Origin of the sequence: Burkholderia sp. MSMB1589WGS (genome assembly GCF_001636105.1) — a bacterium.
GTDB classification, from domain to species: domain Bacteria; phylum Pseudomonadota; class Gammaproteobacteria; order Burkholderiales; family Burkholderiaceae; genus Burkholderia; species Burkholderia humptydooensis.
On the sequence record NZ_LNJT01000007.1, the window covers coordinates 1,840,506 to 1,860,905 of the forward strand.

Genomic DNA, 20,400 nt, shown 5'->3' on the forward strand with positions numbered 1-20,400 from the left:
TTGCCGTCAGTCGCCGCGCGCGGGCCCCAGGAACGGGACACCCGCGCGCGCCGCGTCACAACGCGACATACGGCGGCGGACCGCCGCTGCCCGTCATGTCCATCCCGAAGTACAGCGTCTTGCCGAAGAAGTGCGGCAAGCCGAAGTCGAGCATCCGCGTGTTGCCGAACGGGCCGCCCAGGTTCGGCACCGCCGATCCGTACGACGAAAACAGCGAGCTCGCGTTGCCGATCGAGATCGACGGCGAAGCCTGCGCGCCGTTCAGGCCGACGACGGTGGCCGTCGTCGTTTGCATGCTCGACGGGCAGTAGAACGACGAATTGTTGCCGCACACGGGCAGCGAGACCGCCGTGCTGCCGCCCGTATCGAAGAAGTACGCGTTCGAGCCGGTGTCGAAGAACGCCTGCGTGATCGCGCGGCCGAGCAGCGTGCCCGTCAGATCGCCCGCGGTCGTCGACGTGAGCTTCGTCACGCCCGCCGGCAGCGCGTTGTTCGACTGCGTGTTGATTCCGAACGTCAGCGTGCCCGTCGCGCTGCCGCCCGACGGCGGGTTCATCGCGACGATCACGCCGTTGTTGTCGCCCGCAAAGCTCGGCACCGGATTGGCGACCTGCTTCGCGAGCGGCACCGTCGTGACCTGGCAGCTCGTGTTGCCGTTCGGGCACGCGTAGTAGTTGCTGTAGAGCGTCGACGTCGTGCAATTCGAGCCGCAGTCGTACGGCGCGGGTCCGATCCCGAGAATGCCGTTCGCGCCGAGGTCTGCCGCGGTGTTCGACGGCGAGTTGCCGTTCGAGCACGACGTCGGCACGCCGGACGAGCCGAGGTCGCCGATGATCTGGACCGGCAGCGAGCTCGCCTGCTCGCCTGCGATCTTCACGTCGGCGGTGCGCACGGTGCCCCACGTGTAGCTCGTCACGAACTTGCCGCACTCGACGAGCGCGCCGCCGCTCACGCTCGACACGGGCAGGCTGCCGAGCACGCCCGACGCGGCGGTGTTGACGATCCGCAGCCCGTACGACGCGGTGTCGACGAGCACGTTGCCGATCGTCTGGCACGTCGACGTGCCGGGCGCGCAGATCGTCACGCTGACGGTCGGCATATTGATGATGGTCGCGACGCCCGTGCTGACGGTGATCGCCGCCTGGTTCGACGCGAGCGGCGTGCCGCCGGAACCGCCGTTCGAGCCGCCGCCCGCGGACGTGTTGCCGCCGCCGGAGCCGGTGTTCGCCGACGCGTTCGAGCCGCCGTCGCCGCCGCCGCACGCGGCGACGAGCGCGACCGTGGCTGCGGCGAGGCTCAGCGCGCCGAGCCAGCGAGTCAGAGTGTGTTGGAAGCGCAAGATCTGTCCCCTCCCGGCGCGATCACTGGATGTCGTTGATGGAGAAGCCGGCAGGCAGCGCCTGCGGCAGCCATGCCTGACCGGAATACGAGCCCATGTGGCCGCCCGTGTGGATGACGAGCCCGCTCGTGTCGATCGCGGCGGGCGCGCGCGGCCCGTGCGCGGCGCGCGACGCCTTCACGCCTGCCTCGTACTGCGAAAAATAGGTGCCGAGCAGGTCGGACAGGTTCGGCGCGACCGGGCCCTGCCACGACAGCGCGAACACGGTGCCCGCCGTCGACACGTATTCGCGCACGACCGTGCCCGAGCCGAGCGTCGTTTCGCGCACCGTGTAGCCGGCGGCGGCTGTCGATGCGCCGCCCGCCGCGCGGATGCTGCGCTGCATCGAATGCACCGTCGCGGCGGTGTCCGCGGCGGGCGGGGTCATCGGCGCGCCGCCGAGGCCTGCGTGGGCGGGCGCGGCAAGCCACGCGCACATGAAGCCGGCCGCCGTCGCGGCGATCCGGCAGAATCGACTCGATCTCACTCCATTCCTCCTCGAATTCAGGCTCTGTATTCGGGCAGCGTAGGTCCGACGGACACACGCCGCTCATTATCGACAATCGAAAGTGAAAAGAAAGCCCTCGAGAGCCTGCAGATCAGGAGCGTAGTATGCCTGCAGCTTATGTCAAAAACCTATCGGCATTAATCTCGATAATTTTTAATTATTGCAAAACAATTCGACTCAAAATCCCAGACTCGCCAACAGATCGTCGACTTGCGCCTGATCCTGCACAACGTCTGTCTTTCCTTCCGGATTGATCTGCGGCCCATTGAGCAGCGATTCCGGCGTCATCGCGCCGCCCGCCTGCTCGGCGGCGAGCGCGGCGGCCGTCGCGGCGAACTGCTCGCGGCGCTCGGGCGCGATGTTCTCCACCAGCACGTTCAACAGTTGCTGCTCGATCAGGTAGACCATGTCCATGATCTTCTTGATCACCTGGCCCGTCAGATCCTGGAAGTCCTGCGCGAGCATGATCTCGAGCAGTTGCGCGTTGGTCGCGCCCGTCGCGTCCGGCAGCGCGCGCAGGAACTCGCGCGTGTCGTCCATCAGGCCGCGCACTTCCGCGCGCTCGATCGGCGTTTCATACCACTTCGCCCAGCGCGCGTCGAGCGCCGCGGCGTCCTGCTGCAGGCGCTCCTGCACGGGCTTCGCGATCTCGATCGCGGTCAGCACGCGCTCGGCCGCCTGCTCGGTCATCGCGACGACGTAGCGCAGCCGATCGCGAGCATCCGGCACGACTTCCGCTGCCTTCTCGACGTGCTTGTCGAGCCCCAGCTCGCGCATCGAGTCGCGCAGCGTGCGCGTCAACTGGCCGATGCGCGCGAGAATACGGTCGCTCGCCAGATCGGCGGCGTCGGCAAGGCGTTCGTCGGCGCTCGCGCCGGCAACCGCCACATCAATCGGCTCGTTCACGTCAGCTCCCCGCTTTCGCCATCTTTTCCAGAATCTTGTTGAGCTTCTCGTCGAGGGTCGCCGCCGTGAACGGCTTCACGACGTAGCCGCTCGCGCCCGCCTGCGCGGCCGCGATGATGTTCTCCTTCTTCGATTCGGCCGTCACCATCAGCACCGGCAGATGCGTGAGCGACGCGTCCGCGCGGATCTCCTTCAACATCGCGAGACCGTCGAGGTTCGGCATGTTCCAGTCGGAGATCACGAAGTCGTAGCCGCCGCCGCGCAGCCTCGCGAGGCCCGCCAGACCGTCCTCCGCCTCGTCGACGTTCGAATAGCCCAGCTCTTTCAGCAAGTTGCGGACGATCCGGCGCATCGTCGGAAAATCGTCCACCACCAGAATCTTCATGCTCTTGTCCATCGTCTGTTCCTTTCCTGATTCATGTCCTGTAACGGTGGCGCCTGGGGCCTGTCCACGCTGATGGCGTGGCCGGCGTTACACGCGCTGCACGCGATCGCCCATCGACGCGAGGCGCGCCATGATACGGCGACTCATGTCGGAAAGGGGCGCGACGTCGTCGACGCCGCCCATCGCGATCGCCTCGCGCGGCATGCCGAACACGACGCAGCTCGCCTCGTCCTGCGCGAATGTATACGCGCCCGCCTTTTTCATTTCAAGCAGTCCGGCCGCGCCGTCGCGGCCCATCCCCGTCAGGATCACGCCGAGCGCGTTCTTGCCCGCGTGCTGCGCGGCCGAGCGGAACAGCACGTCGACCGACGGGCGATGACGGTTGACGGGCGGATCGTCCGACAGGTGCGCGATGTAGTTCGCGCCGCTTCTCGCGAGCAGCAGGTGCGCGTGGCCGGGCGCGATGTACGCGTGGCCCGGCAGCACGCGCTCGCCGTGCTCCGCCTCCTTCACCGAGATCCGGCACAGCCCGTTCAGGCGCTGCGCGAACGAGCGCGTGAAACCGGGCGGCATGTGCTGCGCGATCAGCACGGCGGGCGCGTCGGGCGGCAGCGGCGTCAGCACTTCGCGGATCGCCTCGGTGCCGCCCGTCGACGCGCCGACGATGATCAGCTTCTCGGTACTGACGAGCGGGTTGTTGATGAGCGGCGCGACGGCGCCCGCGTGGCCGTGCGCGGCCGCGGCGGCAGCCGGATGCGGCTGCGGATTCTGCCGCACGCGCGCGCGCGATGCCGCGCGCACCTTGTCGGCCAGCTTTTCCGCGTAGTCGAGCATCCCGTCGCGAATCCCGACGCGCGGCTTCGTCACGAAGTCGACCGCGCCCAGCTCGAGCGCGCGCAGCGTGATCTCCGAGCCGCGCTCGGTCAGCGACGACACCATCACGACCGGCATCGGCCGCAGGCGCATCAGCTTTTCGAGAAAGTCGAGGCCGTCCATCCGCGGCATTTCGACGTCGAGCGTCAGCACGTCCGGGTTGTGCTGCTTGATCAGCTCTCGCGCCACGAGCGGATCGGGCGCCGTCGCGCACACCTCCATGTCGGGCTGGCTGTTGATGATTTCGGTCATCAGGCTGCGGATCAGCGCCGAATCGTCGACGCACAGCACTTTGATTTTCTTCTGCACAGCGTTCAAGCCTCCTGCTTTCTTGTGGCGGGCTGCGTGGCCCGCGTACCGAACAATTCGATGCGAGGCTTCGCCTGAGCCTTCGGCGCGGGCGTGCCGAACAGCTCGACGCGCGGCCGCGCGCGGGCGGCGCGCTCGCCGCGCGGGCCGGCCGCCTCGCGCGCGAGCGCGGCTTCCCGCTCGGCGACGTCGGGCGCCTGCACGCGCAGCTTCTTGACCATCGCCTGCCCCGTGTGCGGCATGAACGCGACCTTGCGCGGATGCACGCCCTGCAGATCCTCCGCGGTGATGCGGATGCGCTCGAGCGCCAGATAGCGGCGCGCGAAATCGGCGTTGCGATCGCCGATGTTGATCGTCGTCATCCCGGCGAGCACGGCCGCGCCGCCGAACACCTTCGCTTCGAAGCGCTCGCGGCGGCCGCCCGCCTTGATCAACTCGTTGATCAGCACTTCCATCGCATACGCGCCGTAGCGCATCGATTCGGACGCGGCGGCGGACGGGTCCGCGCCGTCGTCCGGCAGCATGAAGTGGTTCATCCCGCCGATCCGCGCGATCGGATCGTGCAGGCACGCGGCGACGCACGAACCGAGCACGGTGACGAGGACCATGTCCTCGTGCGTCGTGTAGAACTCGTTCGGCAGCAGCTTCACGCCGCGGCGGTGAAAGTGCGCGTCGAAATAGAGATTGGTCGCGATCGGCAGCCCGCTCATCGGAGTTCCGCCTCCGCCGCCGCGACGCGCGCGCGCACGCGCGGCGCGGCCGGCTGCCCGTCGCGCGTCAGCTCGTAGACCGTCTGCCCGCGCAGGCGAAACGCCTGCGTCACATACGTGAAGTTCTCCGAATGGCCGGCGAACAGCAGGCCGCCCGGCTTCATCAGCGGCTCGAAGCGCGCGAGCACCTGCGATTGCGTCGGCTTGTCGAAGTAGATCATCACGTTGCGGCAGAAGATCGCGTCGAACGGCTTCGTGAGGCCGTAGTCGGCGTCGGTCAGGTTCAATTGCCCGAAGCGGATCATCGCGCGCAGCTCGGGGCGCACCTTCACGCGGCCCGCCTGCGCGCCCGTGCCTTTCAGAAAGAAGCGCTTGAGCCGCTCGGGCGACAGGTGCTTGACCTGCTCGAACGCGTAGACCCCCGCTTCGGCCTTCGCGAGCACCTGCGTATCGAGATCGGTCGCGAGCACGCTCGCCGAGCGCGCGGCCGATTCGCCGAGCGCCTCGACGAGCGTCATCGCGATCGAATACGGCTCTTCGCCCGTCGACGCCGCCGAGCACCACACCGACACCGGCTGCTCGCGGCGCTTGACGAATTCGGCGAGGATCGGAAAGTGATGCGATTCGCGGAAGAACGCGGTCAGGTTCGTTGTCAGCGAGTTCGTGAACGCTTCCCATTCGGACGGGTCGTTTTCACGTTCGAGCAGCTCGAGGTAATCGCAAAAGCGGTCGAGCCCACGCGCGCGCAGCCGCCGCGCGAGGCGGCTGTACGCCATGTCGCGCTTGTGCTCGGACAGCGAGATGCCCGCGCGCCGATGGATCAGCGCGCGGATCTTCGCGAAATCGGCAGACGTGAATTCGAAGTCCCGCGCAGCGTCGCCCGACCGCTCTTGCGGTTCGAGTGCGTCGAGACGAGTGGCGGCGCGTGCGGGCGTCATGGCTCAGAAGGTTTCCCAGTCGTCGCCGGAAGCGGCAGACACGGCCGCGGGCTTCGGCTCGCCCGACAGCACCGGGCGCTTGAGCGCGAAGGACGACGCGGGGGCCGGGGCGGCTTGCGGCGCGGCGGCGCCGGCCGCGTTCGTTGCCGGGCGCGCGGCGCCGCCGGGCTTCGCGAGCTTCGGCGCATAGGCGGACGACGCCGGCGATGCGGCGGAAGTCTTCGCGGAATGCGGCGCGGCGGCATGCGCCGCACGCTCGCCGTGTGCGGCAGCCGGCGCGACGGCCGCCGACACCCGCGACGATCCGGACACGCCGGCAGTTGCGGTCGCGCTCGCGGCATGCTGCCCGCTCGACGCGCTCGCGCGGGCATTCACGTTCGAACGCACGCCCGAAGCCGCCGACGACGAAGCAGCCGACGACGAAGCAGCCGACGAATCCGGCGCCGCCGCTGACGCGATCCCGCCTTCGACGCGCCACGCCGACACGATCTGCTTCATCTGCCGCGTCTGATCCTCGAGCGACGCGGCCGCAGCGGCGGCTTCCTCGACGAGCGCTGCGTTCTGCTGCGTGACGGCGTCCATCTGGCCGACCGCGCGGTTCACCTGGACGATGCCCGTCGACTGCTCTTCGGACGCCGCGCTGATCTCGCCCATGATGTCGGTCACGCGGCGCACCGCCTGGACGATCTCGGCCATCGTCGTGCCTGCGCGCTCGACGAGCGCGGAGCCGCTTTGCACCTTGTGCGCGGAATCGCCGATCAACTGCTTGATTTCCTTCGCGGCCGTCGCGCTCCTCTGCGCGAGCGAGCGCACCTCGCCCGCGACGACCGCGAAGCCGCGGCCCTGCTCGCCCGCGCGCGCGGCCTCGACGGCCGCGTTCAGCGCGAGGATGTTGGTCTGGAACGCGATCCCTTCGATCGTGCCGATGATGTCGGCCACCTTCGTCGAGCTCGTCGCGATGTCCTGCATCGTCGTGACGACCTGGCCGACGACCTCGCCGCCCTGCGTCGCGATGTCGGACGCGTTGACCGCGAGCTGGCTCGCCTGCCGCGCGTTCTCCGCGTTCTGGCGCACGGTGCCCGTCAGTTGCTCCATGCTCGATGCGGTTTCCTGCAGTGACGCCGCCTGCGATTCGGTGCGCGCGGACAGGTCCGCGTTGCCGCTCGAGATCTCGCGCGCGCCGACGTCGACCGCCTGCGCACCGCGATGCACGGCCTTCACCATGTCGGCGACGGCCGCCTGCATCCGGCCGATGCCCTGGAACAGCCGGCCGATTTCGTTGTTGCCGGCGGCCTGCGCCGCCGGCGTGAGGTCGCCCGCCGCGATCCGCTCGAACTGCGCGATCGCGACGTTCAGCGGCTGCACGATGAGCCCGCGCAGCGCGAAGCGGATGCCGATCACCATCATGAACGCGGCGACGATGCCCGCCGCGATCAGCGCGATCATCAGCGAGATGCGCGCCTGCGTCGCGTCGAAGCGCGATTCCGCGCGCGTCGAATACGCGGCGACCACCGCGGCCGCCGCCTTGTCGTACGCGACGAACATCGGGCTGATCTTCGTGTCGGCGATCGCGTGATACGCGGCGAGGTCGCCCGCGCCCGCGGCGGCGAATTCCGGCTCGACGCCTTCCTTCGCGAGCGTCGCGTAGCGCGCGGCGAGCTCGTCGGTCAGCGCCGGGTCGACGCCCTCCTTCGACGCGGCCGCATACGCCTGCCAGTTCTGCGTCGACTTCGCGTACAGCTCCTGCGCGCGCGCGAGCACCTTCTTCGCCTCGTCGGCGTTGCCGGCCTCGGACAGCGTCTTGAAGCGGTCGAGCGCGACGCGCGCGCGCAGCAGGTACGACGACGCGTCGTCGAGCGTGTGGATCGTCGGCAGATCGCCGTGCGCGATCGCGTCGAGCGAGCGGCTCGCGTGATTGAGCGCATACAGCCCGAGCCCGCCGACCAGCGCGGCGACGAGCACCAGCATGCATCCGACGGCCGTGAGCGTCGTGCGGATCGACCAGTTGTGCAGCATCGTCAGCTCCCCGTAATTCCGTTGCCTGCGTCGAGCCCGCTTATGCGCCGAGCGTCTCGATCAGCGCCATCTCCTTGCTCGTCATCAGCTTCTCGATGTCCATCAGGATCAGCATCCGGCCATCGACCGTGCCGAGCCCCGTCAGGTACTCGGTCGTCAGCACGCCGCCGAATTCCGGCGCGGGCATGATCTGCTCGGTCGACAGCGTGAGCACGTCGGACACGCCGTCGACCACCATCCCGACGACGCGATGCGCGACGTTCAGGATGATCACGACGGTCTGATGGTCGTAGTCGACACGGCCGAGGTGGAACTTGATCCGCATGTCGACGATCGGCACGATGATGCCGCGCAGGTTGATCACGCCCTTGATGAACTCGGGCGCGTTCGCGATCCGCGTGACGCTGTCGTAGCCGCGGATTTCCTGCACTTTCAGGATATCGATGCCGTATTCCTCGTCGCCGAGCGTGAAGACGAGGAATTCCTGGCCCGCCGCGTCGCCCTGCTCGGCGTCGCGGCGGCTGGCCGCGTTCGGCGCGGCCGGATGATTCGTTTGGACTTCGGACACGTTAGCCCCCAGGTCGATGGATCACGTAAATTAGGACACCGCGAGCGCGGCGCTCGCGTGCGAGCCGTGCGTCGTGCGGGTCTCGCGATTGAGCGCCGCGACGTCGACGATCAGCGCGACGCTGCCGTCGCCGAGAATCGTCGCGGCCGAAATGCCGTACACCTTGCGGTAGTTCGTCTCGAGGTTCTTGACGACCACCTGCTGCTGGCCGACCAGCTCGTCGATCAGCATCGCGAAGCGGCGGCCTTCCGTCTGCATGATCGTGACGATGCCCTGCGTCGGATCGGTGCGCGCGTCGTCGACCGAGAACACCTCGTGCAGCGCGACGAGCGGCAGGTATTCGCCGCGCACGCGCACGACGCGCTCGCCGTTGCCGATCGTGTAGATGTCGTCGGCCGCCGGCTGCAGCGACTCCATCACGAAGTTCAGCGGCAGGATGAAGATCTCGCTGCCCACCTTCACCGACATCCCGTCGAGAATCGCGAGCGTGAGCGGCAGCACGATCCGCGTCGTCGTGCCGCGACCGGCCTGCGACGAAATTTCGACGTGCCCGCCCATCGACTGGATGTTGCGCTTGACGACGTCCATCCCGACGCCGCGGCCCGACACGTCGGTCACGACTTCGGCGGTCGAGAAGCCCGGCGCGAAGATCAGGTTCCACACTTCTTCGTCGCTGATGTTCTCGGAGATCTGCATCCCCTGCTTGGCCGCCTTCGCGAGGATCTTGTCGCGGCTCAGGCCCGCGCCGTCGTCGCTGACCTCGATCACGATGTTGCCGCCGTGGTGCGCGGCCGACAGCACGAGCTGGCCGACCGCGTCCTTGCCTGCCGCGCGGCGCGCCTCGACGGTCTCGATCCCGTGATCGAGGCTGTTGCGCACGAGGTGCGTCAGCGGATCGATGATCCGTTCGATGAGACTCTTGTCGAGCTCGGTCGCCTGGCCGAACGTGACGAGCTCGACCTGCTTGCCGAGCTTGCCCGCGAGATCGCGCACGAGCCGCGGGAAGCGGCTGAACACGTAATCCATCGGCATCATCCGGATCGACATCACCGCTTCCTGCAGATCGCGCGCGTTGCGCTCGAGCTGCGCCATCCCGTTGTACAGGCGGTCGTGCAGCGCCGGATCGAACGCGCTCGTCGTCTCGGCGAGCATCGCCTGCGTGATCACGAGCTCGCCGACGAGGTTGATCAACTGGTCGACCTTCTCCACGCCGACGCGAATCGAGCTGCCCTCCGCGCTCGCGGCGGCGGCCGGGCGCGGCTTGCGGTCGTCGTGATGCTGCGCGGCGGCGGATGCCGCGGCCGGCGCCGGCGTGGCGGGCGTGGCGGCGGATGCGCTCGGTGCGGCGACTGGCGCGGCCGGCCGCGCTTCGGCGACGAGCGCCGCTGCCGGCCGGGCCGCCGCCGGTTCCGGCGCGGCTTCAATGGCCGCGGCTTCATGGGCGGTTTCGTGGGCGGCTTCCTCCCGCTGCTGCGCCACCGGCGTCGCGGCGTCCGCCGCCTGCGCGGCGTCCGCGCCCGGCGCAGCGCCGCGGCCGATCGCGATCTGGCTTTCGTCGATCACGAAGCAGCACACGGCGACGATGTCGTCCGACGACACGTCGGTCTCGAGCCACAGCGTGAGCGCGTCGCCCGTCTTCGTGCGGCCGACGATCCGCCCGAGATTGCCGAGCTCCTCGGTCAGCAGTTCCTGGTCCTTGTCGCCGACGCCCGTCAGCGTGATCTTCAGATGCGGGCCGTCGCCGCCGCCCGTAGCGCCAGGCGCGCCGGGCACCGGGTGCGCGGCCTCGACCGCCTGCTCGACGACGTGCTCGGGCGCGCCGCACACGTCCATCGTCGACGCGGCCGGCCCGGCCGTGACGACGGGCGCGGCCGATTGAGCGGCGGCCGGCGCCGCGGCGGGCGCCGCCTGCGCGCCGCTCGCCGACGCCTTCAGCCGCTCGAGCTTCGCGCAGATCGCGGCCGCGGCGGCCGCATCGGGCTCGGCGCTCGCGCGGTAGTCGGCGAGCTGGTCGGACAGCACGTCCTTCGTCTCGAGGAACGCGTCGACCATCTCCTTCGTCAGCGTGAGCTCATGATTGCGCGCGCGATCGAGCAGCGATTCGAGGATGTGCGTCGTTTCCGTGAGCGCGGTGAAGCCGAACGTCGCGGCGCCGCCCTTGATCGAATGCGCGGCGCGGAAGATAGCCGCCAGATCCTCGGGATCGGGCGACGCGACGTCCAGGTTCAGCAGCAGTTGCTCCATCTGCGCGAGCAACTCGTCGGCTTCGTCGAAGAACGTCTGATAGAACTGTGTGATATCGAGAGTCATGCCGGTTCACCGCATAAAAACGTCGTGTTCGTCACGAAAGGCTCGACGACGCCGAAAGCGCCGCGACGAGCTCGATCAGCGCGTCCGGATCGAGCGGCTTTTCGATCCAGCCGGTCGCGCCCGCCGCGCGCGCCGCATCCTTGAACGCGTCGCCGTTCTCGGTCGTCAGGACGAGAATCGGCGTCGCTTCGTAGGCCGACTGCGAGCGCAGCGCCGCGATCAGCTCGAGGCCATTCTTCTTCGGCATGTAGTGATCGGTCAGCACCAGGTCGAAAGGCGTGGCCATCGCGACATCGAGCCCGACTTCGCCGTCCGAGGCGACGGTCACGTCGTAGCCCGCTTCGCCGAGCGTCGCGCTGAGCAGCGTGCGCATCGTGGCGGAGTCGTCGATGGCGAGAATGGTTCGGATCATGTCGTGTCTCGAATGCGTGTCTCGAATGCGTCAGGGTTTCCTCGCGGCGGGGGCCGACGCGCCCGGCAACGCGGGCGCGTCGGCCGCGCCGGGCGGCGTGATCTGCTGCGCGAGCCGCGCCGAGCCGGCCGCGTCGGACGACAGCGTCGTCGTCGTCGCGTCGTCGCGCATCAGCGCGAGCTCGGACTTGCGGTTCAGCACGATGATGCTGATCCGGCGGTTCTCCGGATCGAGCGGGTCCGCCTTGTTCAGGTTCTGCGTCGACGCGAGGCCGAGCACGCGCAGCACCTTCGCTTCGTCCATGCCGCCCGCGATCAGCTCGCGGCGCGACGCGTTCGCGCGGTCGGCGGACAGCTCCCAGTTGCTGTAGCCCTTCTCGCCGCCCGCATACGGCACGGCGTCGGTGTGGCCCTGGACGATGATGCGGTTCGGCACGTCGTTGAGCGTCTTGCCGATCTCGCGCAGGATGTCGCGCATGTACGGCTCGACGGCGTTGCTCGACATCGCGAACATCGGCCGCTTCTGCGTGTCGACGATCTCGATGCGCAGCCCCATCAGCGTCGAATCGATGCGGATCTGCTGCTTGAACTGGCGCAGCGTCGGATTCGCCTCGATGGCCGCCATCAGCTTTACCTGCAGGTCGTGCAGCCGAACCTGCTCGCGGCGCTCGAGCGAGCCCTGCGCCTGCGCAAGCGCGTCGTCTTCGCTCTTCTTCGCGACGCGGTCGGCGAGATGCGTGGAGCCGTCGGTGAGGCGCGTCGCGCCGGCTTCGACGCTCGAGATGTCGCGGCCGCCGCCCTTGACGATGCTCGAATCGTCGGCGCTACGGTCGCCGCTGCCGAAGATCGCGGCCTTCAGCGGCGTGTTGAAGTAGTCGGCGATCCCCTTCAACTGCACGGGCGTCACCGCGGACAGCAGCCACATCAACAGAAAGAACGCCATCATCGCGGTCATGAAGTCCGCGTACGCGAGCTTCCATGCACCACCGTGGTGCCCCTTCTTCTGCTGGCTCACCCGCTTGACGATGATCGCCTGATCCTTGCCCTTGCTCATGTCGGTGCCCTCGCGCTCACTTCGCCTTCACGCGGCGCACGTGCTCTTCGAGTTCGGCGAACGACGGGCGCTCGGTCGAGAACAGCACCTTGCGGCCGAACTCGACGGCGATCGCGGGCGCATAGCCGTTCAGGCTCGCGAGAATCGTCACCTTGATGCACTGGAACATCTTGGTCGACTCGGCGACGCGCTGCTCCGCGAGGCTCGACAGCGGGCCGATCAGGCCGTACGACAGCAGGATGCCGAGGAACGTGCCGACGAGCGCCTGCGCGATCATCGCGCCCAGCACCGCGGGCGGCTTGTCGGCGGACGCCATCGTGTGGACGACGCCCATCACTGCGGCGACGATCCCGAACGCCGGCATCGCGTCGCCGACGCGCATCAGCGCGTGCGCCGGACCTTCGCCTTCGGCGTGGTGCGTCTCGATCTCCTCGTCCATCAGGCTTTCGATCTCGAACGCGTTCATGTTGCCGCCCACCATCAGGCGCAGGTAGTCGGTCAGGAATTCGACGATGTGATGGTCGGCGAGGATCTTCGGATACTGGGTGAAGATCGGGCTCTTCTCGGGTTCGTCGATGTCCGCCTCGAGCGTGAGCGTGCCTTCCTTGCGCGCCTTCGCGAGCAACACGTACAGGAGCGCCATCAGCTCCATGTAGATGTCCTTGTTGTACTTCGAGCCCTTGAGCAGCGTGGGCAGCACGCGCAGCGTCGCCTTGATCGTCTTGATGCCGTTGCCGATGATGAACGCGCCGACGCCCGCGCCGACGATCATCAGGATCTCGACCGGTTGCACGAGCGCGCCCAGGTGCCCGCCCGCCAGCGCATAGCCGCCGAACACGGACAACAAGGTCACGAGAGTTCCCACGAAAATCAGCACTGCCTGTCCCTCACGAATGAGCAGCCGGGAGGCCGCCGTTAAGTGGTTTACGGCAGTCGCAACGAAAACTTTGGGAAACCGCCCCGGAGAGGCTCGACGGTGTAAACCAGCAGACGGGACAATGACGGAGGCAGGCCGCCCGATGCACGGCCGGCGCGGCCCGGCGAAGAAGCTTACGCGGCGATTGCGGCGTGGTCGGCCCGCGCGGCGGCCTTGCGGGTCCTGCCCGCGCGCGACGGCGGCTGGCAAAGGCCGCACACGTAGCCGTGGTGTGGGTCGTGCGCGTGTGCGACAAAGTGTCCGCCGCAACGGGTGCACGGCGTCGTCTCCAGCATCCCGGAATCGAAGAAGCGCACGAGCGTCCACGCGCGCGTGAGGCTCAGCACCGCCTCGTCGTCGGACAGCCCGACGTGCTCGAGATACAGCCGGTATGCCTTGACGATCGACTGGATCGAATCGCAGCCGCCGTGCTCGCGCATGAAGCGGTAGACGTTGTAGAACAGCGACGAATGGATGTTCGGCTGCCACGTCATGAACCAGTCGGTCGAGAACGGCAGCATTCCCTTCGGCGGCGACACGCCCTTCAGTTCCTTGTAGAGCTTGATCAGGCGATCGCGCGACAGGTTCGTCTCGGCTTCGAGCAGTTGCAGCCGCGCGCCCAGCTCGATCAGCTCGATCGCCAGGGTGATCTCCTTGACTTCGACCACTACGCTCTTGGACGCCATCGTCGCTCTCCGCCATTTACCCAAACAAAACAATCAGATTTCCCGCTTCCACTTATGCAGCAATGCGCCCGGGCGCGGCGCGCGGCTTTCCGTTCAGCGGAAGCTTTCGACCGGCTGGCCGGCCATCAGGATCGCCGAATGCGCGTGAGCGACGGCGGAATTGCGGCCCTTGTCGGCGAGCGACGACAGGAGCGCGTGGTCGTCGAAGCGGAAACGGCAGAGCATCTGGTTCGATGCGGCGAGCTTGACCGTCTGGGCGAGCGTCAGGTTCACGAGCACGTCGGCGAGTTCCCCCGAAATCCCCATGCGGAACATGCCCATGACCTTGTCCTCGCGCAACAGCCGCTGGGCGAGCAGCAGGTAAGACAGGTTGACTTCGTTGATCTCGGCGAGCATTTCGCTGGTTGCGCTCATGATTCGATTCCCCCGTAAGAAATCCTTGGCCAATCGGTAATGCCAGTGAAAACGTTTGCTCGATCTACCCACCGAGAAGGGGGCAATCGGCTTGTTTATATTCTTACGGGCATTTTGGCCAATCGTCGGGGGAGCCGCTATCAGTGAAGGGGAATGCGCTTTGCCGGAATTGTCTGTAAACCGTGTAGGAATTTTTCCGACAAAGGGTGGGAATGGCCCGCAAACGCCCGTCTGGCCGAAAGTCCCGCCAATCAAGGCCGGGAAAACACCATCTTCAGGCGCGACGGCAGCGGGCCGACGGAATTCGCGCCATTGCGGCGCGCGGCTTTCGCATCCCTTTTCTGCCACATCCTAGTCATTCGGCCGGGCGTTTTCTAGGGTTTTTGCGTATTTCATCCTGTAACAAGGGTTAAGCGTTTGAAAAATCGCTCGATACCGCGCGGGCGATCCCGATAATGAATCGGAACGCCCGGTCCGGCGACGTTCGCCGCGCACCGCCCCGTCTGCCTGCACGCAGGCGCTCACCGCTTACCGGAGCGAAGCTCGCACCGCCCCCCCGGCGAGTTCCGCCCTCTTCGCAACGGAGAAACGCTCATGCGCATTGCCCAAATCGCCCCGCTCTACGAAGCCGTTCCGCCCAAACTCTATGGGGGCACCGAGCGGGTCGTGTCCTACCTGACCGAGGCGCTCGTCGAAATGGGGCACGACGTCACGCTGTTCGCGAGCGGGGATTCCGTCACGTCGGCGCGCCTCGAAGCCGCATGGCCGCGCGCGCTGCGCCTCGATCCGTCGATCCGCGATGCGATGGCGCCCCATATGCGCCTGCTCGAGCAGGTCGCGCGCGCCGCGCACACGTTCGACATCCTGCATTTCCACCTCGACTATCTGCCGTTCCCGCTGCTGTCGCGCCTCGACGCGCCGTTCGTCACGACGCTGCACGGCCGCCTCGACCTGCCGGAGCTGCAGCCCGTATTCGACGCGTTCCCGAACGCGCCCGTCGTGTCGATCTCGGATTCGCAGCGCACGCCACTGCCGCAGGCCGGCTGGGCGGGCACCGTCTATCACGGGCTGCCCGACACGCTGCTCACGCCGCAGGCCGGCCGCCAGCCCGAGTATCTCGCGTTCCTCGGCCGCATCTGCCCGGAAAAGCGCGTCGACACCGCGATCCGGATCGCCGCGCAAAGCGGCCTGCCGCTCAAGATTGCCGCGAAAGTCGACAAGGTCGACGAGGATTATTTCAAGGCCGAGATCGAACCGCTCCTCGATTCCGCGCACGTCGAGTTCATCGGCGAGATCAACGAAGCGCAGAAGCCCGCGTTCCTGTCGGGCGCGAAGGCGCTGCTGTTCCCGATCGACTGGCCCGAGCCGTTCGGCCTCGTGATGATCGAGGCGATGGCGTGCGGCACGCCCGTCGTCGCGTTCAACCGCGGCTCCGTGCCGGAAGTCATCGACGACGGCCTCACGGGCTTCATCGTCGAGGACGTGCAGGGTGCCGTGGGCGCGCTGCACCGGATCGACGAATTGTCACGCGATGCAATCCGCGCGCAATTCGAGCAACGTTTCAGCTCGCATGCAATGGCGCGGCGCTATATCGACATCTATGAAACGCTGCGCGACGCATCCAAGCAGCCGCAATGGCGACGCGTAGCGGCGGGTTAACCCTTTGGCCGGCGTCATTGCAGAAATGACGCGTCCATTACGTTTTGCATAGCAGAAAGCCGCATCGGGAAATGCGGCTTTCTTTTTGCCAGGCGCCGGATAATCAGCCGATCAAAAAGCGCTCGCGGTTTTTGCCGACGATCCAATGCGGGGGCTTCCCGCGGCCGCTCCATGTGCTGCCTGACTTCGGATCGCGGTACTTGGGGGGCAGCGGCCCCTTCTTCGGCGGACGGCCGCGCCGTGCCCGCTCGGCAAATCCCAAGTCCTGCGCCGTGAGCCCGTACTCGGCGATCTTGCCTTGCAGTTCGGCGACCACGGCCGCGATCTCCTGACGACGCACTTCTTCGGCCTGGGCCTGCAGCTCCACGATCTGCGCCTTGATTTTCGCGTACTGAGACATTTCAACTCCCTATATCATGATCCGCCTGGCAATTCCCAGCCTAGACACAAAGGTTCTATTGCGCAATCAGAATTGCTACGAAATCTGCGGAAACCATTTCGTCTGATAAATTTTAAAATTCAATTACAATACGTCCTGCAATGCGGCCTTATTCTAATAAAAACGCCGATCGATCAATCTCAATTTGACAATCGTTGACCCTTCGGAGACCATAGAATTTCCTATAATCCAGTCGGCATTCGTGGATGCGTCCCTGCTTTTCACGGCGCAATCCGTTTTCGATTTTCACGACCAGGAACTACTCCAATGAAATTACCTCAGCGTCTCGCAGCGGAAGTGTTCGGCACGTTCTGGCTCGTCCTCGGCGGCTGTGGCAGCGCCGTTCTGGCGGCCGCTTTTCCGGGCCTCGGCATCGGCTTTGCCGGAGTCGCATTGGCATTCGGCCTGACCGTTCTGACGATGGCGTTCGCGATCGGCCACGTTTCCGGGTGTCACCTGAATCCGGCCGTGAGCGTCGGCCTGACGGTGGCGGGACGTTTCCCGGCCCGCGATCTCGTGCCGTACATCGTCGCGCAGGTCGTCGGCGCCACGCTCGGCGCATTCGTGCTGTATCTGATCGCGACCGGCAAGCCGGGCTTCGACGTCGTCGGCAGCGGCTTCGCGACGAACGGCTATGACGCGCGCTCGCCCGGCCATTACTCGCTCGGGGCCGCGTTCATCTGCGAAGTCGTGCTGACGGGCTTCTTCCTGTTCGTGATCCTCGGCTCGACCGACAAGCGCGCGCCGGCCGGCTTCGCGCCGATCGCGATCGGCCTGTGCCTCACGCTGATCCACCTGATCTCGATCCCGGTGACGAACACGTCGGTGAACCCGGCGCGCTCGACGGGCCCGGCGCTCTTCGTCGGCGGCGAGGCGATCGGCCAACTGTGGCTGTTCTGGGTGGCGCCCATCATCGGCGCGGCGATCGCGGGCGTCGTGTATCCGCTCGTCGCGGGGCGCGACGAAAGCTGATGACGGCGCGGCCGGACTCGCGCCGGCCGCCGGCGACGGGACAAAAGCGAAAACGGGCGCCGCGGCGCCCGTTTTCGTTGCGGATGCGGCTGGCCGCGCGTGCCGGCGAGATCGGCGCGGCGCTCAGTGCGTGGTGGAATCCTCGAGCGCGAACAGCGCGCGCAGATGACGCGCGACGCCCGCTTCGAAGTTGTTGCCGATTCGCGGCACCTTCGGCAGGCGCACGACGAGATCGGGATTCGCATTGTTCATCATGAACGGATGCCCGGCCGTCTCGAGCAGATCGATATCGTTCATGTTGTCGCCGAACGCGACGCAGTGCGCGGGATCGACGCCGAGCCGCTCGAGCACGACACGCAGCGCACGCCCCTTCGATACGTTCGCGGTCATCACCTCGAGGCAGTCAGGCAGCGAATACGTGACGTACAGCGCACCGCCGAACTGGCGCGCGAGGCTGTCCGACACGATGGCCAGATCCTCGGGCTCGCCGATGTACAGCACCTTCGCGATGTCCGCGCCGTCGTGCGACAGCATGTCGATGACGTCGTAGCGAAATCCGGAATCCTGATGGAATGCGAGCAGATGCGGCGCGTCTCGGTCGATCAGCCAGCCGTCGTTCGTGAACAGATTGACGATCACGCGGCCGTGCGTGCCGACGAGCTCGGGCCGCACCAGTTGCCGCACCGCGTCGGCGGGCACGTCCTGCGCGTGGATCCGCGTGTCGTCCGGCGCGTGCACGCGCGCGCCGTTCGATGTGATCAGGTAAGGGCGAATGCCTAGTACGTCCCGAATGCCGGCGACGTCCGCGTAGTGGCGCCCGGTTGCGATCACGAAGGGCACGCCGCCTTCCGCGAGCCGCCGCACGGTATCGATCGTATAAGGATCGAGCTGGTGGTCGCTGTTGAGCAGGGTTCCGTCGAGATCGGTGGCGATGACTTTATACATGGCGGACGTTGGAGGATGCGGGTGACACGGGAGGGAGCGGACATTCTATCGTCGGACGAAGAATGCCGCTCGCGGCGGGCCGTTCTCGCCCGCAGCCCGCCCCGATCGCGTTCAGCGCGGCGCCGCGAGCCCGAGCCGCGCCGCTTCCCGTTGGGCGAGCCGCAGCGCGCCGTGCGCGGAATCGGCTTGCGGCGCGACGAGCCGCGCGCGGTGCGGTTCGGGCACCGCACTCGCAAGCGCCTCCGCCAGCCCGCCGCACAACGCGACGGGTAGCGCCGCCGCCGGATCGAGCGCGTCGATCATCCTCGCGATCTCGATGCCCGCCTGCTCGATCCAGCGCGCGGCCGCCGGGTGGTCGCGATGGGCGAGCACGATCGGCGCGAGCCCCGCATATGCGGTTTGATTCGCTTCGCACGACCAGACGACGAGCGCATCGCGGCCGGACGCGCCCGTGTGCGCGACGAGCGCCCGGGCGAGCGCGTCGAGCGGTGCACGGCCGTCGAGCGCCTGCTGCGCGTACGACAGCGCGCGCAAGCCGAGCCACGCGCCGCTCGCCTCGTCGCCGGAAGGAAAGCCGTATCCGCCCGCAATCCGGCATGCGCCCGACGCATCGAGCGCGGCCGCGATGCTGCCCGTGCCGAGCGCGACGATCACGCCCGGCCCGCCGCCGTGCGCGCCGACGACGGTCGTATACGCATCGCTTTCGACCACGAATGCGGCAAGCGGCGCGCTCGCGCGGAATGCGTTCAGCCACTCGCGATGATTCACGCCGGCGAGCCCGCAGCCGAGCACGCAATGCCGCCAGTCGAACGCGACGCCAGCGCGCGCGCAAGCGTCCGCGCTGGCAGCCTCGATCGAGCGCCACGCGGCCTCGATGCCGAGCGCGAGCCCGGAAGGCCCGGCGCTGCCCTGCGCACGCTCGCGCCCGCGCGCATCGGCGAGCACCGCGCGCGTGCCGGTGCCGCCGCCGTCGATGCCGATCAGAAAAATGTCGTTGCCCATCGCGTGCTTCAGTTCAGTTGATTCGACGAAATGCCGTTGATGCAAGAAGCTTAACCGCAACGGCTCGCCGCGCCCATCGGCCGAACGGCCAGGCTTGCGCGCCCCCGCCGATCCGTTATGCTGACGCGACCAGATCGACGGGACATGCGAGATGCCGAAGCAGGAACGCTGCAGTTGGGTAAAAACCGAAGCGGACGCTCACTATCACGATACCGAATGGGGCGTGCCGTCGCACGACGACCGGCATCTATTCGAAATGCTCTTGCTCGAAGGCGCGCAAGCAGGCCTGTCTTGGTCGACGATCTTGAACAAGCGCGCCGGCTACCGCGCGGCGTTTGCCGACTTCGACGTCGACAAGGTCGCCCGCTTCACGCCGAAGCGGATCGACGAACTGGTGCTCGATGCGAGCATCGTGCGCAACCGCGCGAAGATCGAGGCGGCCGTCGCCAACGCGCGCGCGGTCCAGCAGATTCGCGCGGAGCACGGCTCGCTCGCCGCGTTCCTGTGGTCGTTCGTCGATCATGCGCCGCTGCAGAACGCGTGGGCGTCGTACCGCGACGCGCCGGCGTCGACCGAGCGCTCGGACGCGCTCAGCAAGGCGCTCAAGCGCTACGGCTGCAAGTTCGTCGGCTCGACGATCTGCTATGCGCTGATGCAGGCGACGGGCATGGTCAACGATCACGAAAGAACCTGCCCGTGCCACACGCGCTGCGCGGCGCTCGGCGAAAAGGCCAGCAGAAAGAGAAAGCCGGCCGCCTGATCCGACAGCCCCGCTCCGCCGCGGCAATCGGCGTCGCCCGGCGAGCGACCGAATTCGAATGACGTCGCGCTCGGCCAGCGCGACGTGACACTGTGCGCGTCGATCGACAACCCGAGGAGCCGGCGCTATCGGGAATTCCAGTCCAGTACGCGGATTACGCGAAGCCCGGCGATCCGCGCACGATGCGCATCACCGCGAAGATCAATTTCCAGCGGATCGAATGCTGGCCGCGCCAAGGCGT

General features: G+C 67.3%; 21 protein-coding genes. 3 read left to right on the forward strand and 18 right to left on the reverse strand.

The window, feature by feature from the left end:
- Positions 1 to 55: 55 nt before the first annotated feature.
- From WT16_RS16425 to flhD, 15 genes are all read right to left on the reverse strand, one after another.
- Positions 56 to 1,339, reverse strand: coding sequence for a DUF3443 domain-containing protein (locus tag WT16_RS16425; protein WP_006023815.1), 1,284 nt, complete (start codon positions 1,337 to 1,339; stop codon positions 56 to 58).
- 22 nt (positions 1,340 to 1,361) lie between these two features.
- Positions 1,362 to 1,865, reverse strand: a complete 504-nt coding sequence (locus tag WT16_RS16430; protein WP_059934769.1) for a DUF2844 domain-containing protein — start codon at positions 1,863 to 1,865, stop codon at positions 1,362 to 1,364.
- 198 nt (positions 1,866 to 2,063) lie between these two features.
- Positions 2,064 to 2,792 carry a protein phosphatase CheZ gene (gene cheZ / locus WT16_RS16435; RefSeq protein WP_015601094.1) on the reverse strand — a complete coding sequence of 243 codons (729 nt, stop codon included), beginning with the start codon at positions 2,790 to 2,792 and terminating at the stop codon, positions 2,064 to 2,066.
- Between the two features lies 1 nt (position 2,793).
- Positions 2,794 to 3,189, reverse strand: a complete 396-nt coding sequence (gene cheY, locus WT16_RS16440; RefSeq protein WP_004185006.1) for a chemotaxis response regulator CheY — start codon at positions 3,187 to 3,189, stop codon at positions 2,794 to 2,796.
- 75 nt (positions 3,190 to 3,264) lie between these two features.
- Complete coding sequence (locus WT16_RS16445) at positions 3,265 to 4,359, reverse strand: chemotaxis response regulator protein-glutamate methylesterase (protein WP_015602235.1); 1,095 nt, start codon at positions 4,357 to 4,359, stop codon at positions 3,265 to 3,267.
- Between the two features lie 5 nt (positions 4,360 to 4,364).
- Positions 4,365 to 5,069: a chemoreceptor glutamine deamidase CheD gene (gene cheD / locus WT16_RS16450; RefSeq protein WP_006023821.1), complete on the reverse strand. Its 705-nt coding sequence runs from the start codon at positions 5,067 to 5,069 to the stop codon at positions 4,365 to 4,367.
- Positions 5,066 to 6,007, reverse strand: a complete 942-nt coding sequence (locus WT16_RS16455; RefSeq protein WP_006023822.1) for a CheR family methyltransferase — start codon at positions 6,005 to 6,007, stop codon at positions 5,066 to 5,068. The genes cheD and WT16_RS16455 overlap by 4 nt, the downstream gene beginning before the upstream one ends.
- A 3-nt stretch (positions 6,008 to 6,010) precedes the next feature.
- On the reverse strand, positions 6,011 to 8,023 hold the full coding sequence (locus tag WT16_RS16460) for a methyl-accepting chemotaxis protein (RefSeq protein ID WP_063533702.1): 2,013 nt from the start codon (positions 8,021 to 8,023) through the stop codon (positions 6,011 to 6,013).
- Between the two features lie 40 nt (positions 8,024 to 8,063).
- A complete protein-coding gene (gene cheW / locus WT16_RS16465; RefSeq protein WP_006023824.1) occupies positions 8,064 to 8,591 on the reverse strand; it encodes a chemotaxis protein CheW in 528 nt (175 codons plus the stop codon).
- A 30-nt stretch (positions 8,592 to 8,621) separates the two neighbouring features.
- Entirely contained in the window at positions 8,622 to 10,901 is a 2,280-nt protein-coding gene (gene cheA, locus WT16_RS16470) for a chemotaxis protein CheA (RefSeq protein WP_063533703.1), read from the reverse strand.
- A gap of 31 nt (positions 10,902 to 10,932) precedes the next feature.
- On the reverse strand, positions 10,933 to 11,313 hold the full coding sequence (locus WT16_RS16475) for a response regulator (RefSeq protein ID WP_006023826.1): 381 nt from the start codon (positions 11,311 to 11,313) through the stop codon (positions 10,933 to 10,935).
- A 30-nt stretch (positions 11,314 to 11,343) separates the two neighbouring features.
- Positions 11,344 to 12,366 (reverse strand): flagellar motor protein MotB, encoded by a 1,023-nt coding sequence (gene motB / locus WT16_RS16480; protein ID WP_006023827.1) that lies wholly within the window; start codon positions 12,364 to 12,366, stop codon positions 11,344 to 11,346.
- Between the two features lie 16 nt (positions 12,367 to 12,382).
- Positions 12,383 to 13,243 carry a flagellar motor stator protein MotA gene (gene motA, locus WT16_RS16485; RefSeq protein ID WP_009913920.1) on the reverse strand — a complete coding sequence of 287 codons (861 nt, stop codon included), beginning with the start codon at positions 13,241 to 13,243 and terminating at the stop codon, positions 12,383 to 12,385.
- 173 nt (positions 13,244 to 13,416) lie between these two features.
- A complete protein-coding gene (gene flhC, locus WT16_RS16490) occupies positions 13,417 to 13,968 on the reverse strand; it encodes a flagellar transcriptional regulator FlhC (protein ID WP_063533704.1) in 552 nt (183 codons plus the stop codon).
- A gap of 93 nt (positions 13,969 to 14,061) precedes the next feature.
- Entirely contained in the window at positions 14,062 to 14,382 is a 321-nt protein-coding gene (gene flhD / locus WT16_RS35415; RefSeq protein ID WP_006023830.1) for a flagellar transcriptional regulator FlhD, read from the reverse strand.
- A 594-nt stretch (positions 14,383 to 14,976) separates the two neighbouring features.
- Here flhD and WT16_RS16500 point away from each other — a divergent pair.
- Positions 14,977 to 16,041, forward strand: coding sequence for a glycosyltransferase family 4 protein (locus WT16_RS16500; RefSeq protein WP_006023831.1), 1,065 nt, complete (start codon positions 14,977 to 14,979; stop codon positions 16,039 to 16,041).
- A 103-nt stretch (positions 16,042 to 16,144) separates the two neighbouring features.
- Here WT16_RS16500 and WT16_RS16505 read toward each other — a convergent pair whose 3' ends face one another.
- The gene (locus WT16_RS16505; protein ID WP_006023832.1) at positions 16,145 to 16,441 is read right to left on the reverse strand and encodes an H-NS histone family protein; all 297 of its coding nucleotides are present in this window, start codon (positions 16,439 to 16,441) and stop codon (positions 16,145 to 16,147) included.
- 306 nt (positions 16,442 to 16,747) lie between these two features.
- Between WT16_RS16505 and aqpZ the strand changes: the two genes are divergently transcribed.
- Positions 16,748 to 17,452, forward strand: a complete 705-nt coding sequence (gene aqpZ / locus WT16_RS16510) for an aquaporin Z (protein ID WP_059934762.1) — start codon at positions 16,748 to 16,750, stop codon at positions 17,450 to 17,452.
- A gap of 123 nt (positions 17,453 to 17,575) precedes the next feature.
- Here aqpZ and WT16_RS16515 read toward each other — a convergent pair whose 3' ends face one another.
- Both WT16_RS16515 and WT16_RS16520 read right to left on the reverse strand, forming a co-directional pair.
- Complete coding sequence (locus WT16_RS16515) at positions 17,576 to 18,397, reverse strand: Cof-type HAD-IIB family hydrolase (RefSeq protein WP_059934761.1); 822 nt, start codon at positions 18,395 to 18,397, stop codon at positions 17,576 to 17,578.
- Between the two features lie 111 nt (positions 18,398 to 18,508).
- A complete protein-coding gene (locus WT16_RS16520) occupies positions 18,509 to 19,444 on the reverse strand; it encodes a BadF/BadG/BcrA/BcrD ATPase family protein (protein WP_041861555.1) in 936 nt (311 codons plus the stop codon).
- A gap of 106 nt (positions 19,445 to 19,550) precedes the next feature.
- Between WT16_RS16520 and WT16_RS16525 the strand changes: the two genes are divergently transcribed.
- On the forward strand, positions 19,551 to 20,159 hold the full coding sequence (locus WT16_RS16525) for a DNA-3-methyladenine glycosylase I (protein WP_015602144.1): 609 nt from the start codon (positions 19,551 to 19,553) through the stop codon (positions 20,157 to 20,159).
- Positions 20,160 to 20,400: the final 241 nt, after the last annotated feature.

What these genes read in the sequence shown, in the direction of transcription:
- WT16_RS16505 (WP_006023832.1), bottom strand. Translation starts at nt 16,441, where the DNA reads ATGTCTCAGTACGCGAAAATCAAGGCGCAGATCGTGGAGCTGCAGGCC.
- flhD (WP_006023830.1), bottom strand. Translation starts at nt 14,382, where the DNA reads ATGAGCGCAACCAGCGAAATGCTCGCCGAGATCAACGAAGTCAACCTG.
- cheY (WP_004185006.1), bottom strand. Translation starts at nt 3,189, where the DNA reads ATGGACAAGAGCATGAAGATTCTGGTGGTGGACGATTTTCCGACGATG.
- WT16_RS16460 (WP_063533702.1), bottom strand. Translation starts at nt 8,023, where the DNA reads ATGCTGCACAACTGGTCGATCCGCACGACGCTCACGGCCGTCGGATGC.
- WT16_RS16475 (WP_006023826.1), bottom strand. Translation starts at nt 11,313, where the DNA reads ATGATCCGAACCATTCTCGCCATCGACGACTCCGCCACGATGCGCACG.
- WT16_RS16455 (WP_006023822.1), bottom strand. Translation starts at nt 6,007, where the DNA reads ATGACGCCCGCACGCGCCGCCACTCGTCTCGACGCACTCGAACCGCAA.
- motB (WP_006023827.1), bottom strand. Translation starts at nt 12,366, where the DNA reads ATGAGCAAGGGCAAGGATCAGGCGATCATCGTCAAGCGGGTGAGCCAG.
- WT16_RS16515 (WP_059934761.1), bottom strand. Translation starts at nt 18,397, where the DNA reads ATGTATAAAGTCATCGCCACCGATCTCGACGGAACCCTGCTCAACAGC.
- aqpZ (WP_059934762.1), top strand. Translation starts at nt 16,748, where the DNA reads ATGAAATTACCTCAGCGTCTCGCAGCGGAAGTGTTCGGCACGTTCTGG.
- cheD (WP_006023821.1), bottom strand. Translation starts at nt 5,069, where the DNA reads ATGAGCGGGCTGCCGATCGCGACCAATCTCTATTTCGACGCGCACTTT.
- flhC (WP_063533704.1), bottom strand. Translation starts at nt 13,968, where the DNA reads ATGGCGTCCAAGAGCGTAGTGGTCGAAGTCAAGGAGATCACCCTGGCG.
- cheA (WP_063533703.1), bottom strand. Translation starts at nt 10,901, where the DNA reads ATGACTCTCGATATCACACAGTTCTATCAGACGTTCTTCGACGAAGCC.
- WT16_RS16500 (WP_006023831.1), top strand. Translation starts at nt 14,977, where the DNA reads ATGCGCATTGCCCAAATCGCCCCGCTCTACGAAGCCGTTCCGCCCAAA.
- WT16_RS16525 (WP_015602144.1), top strand. Translation starts at nt 19,551, where the DNA reads ATGCCGAAGCAGGAACGCTGCAGTTGGGTAAAAACCGAAGCGGACGCT.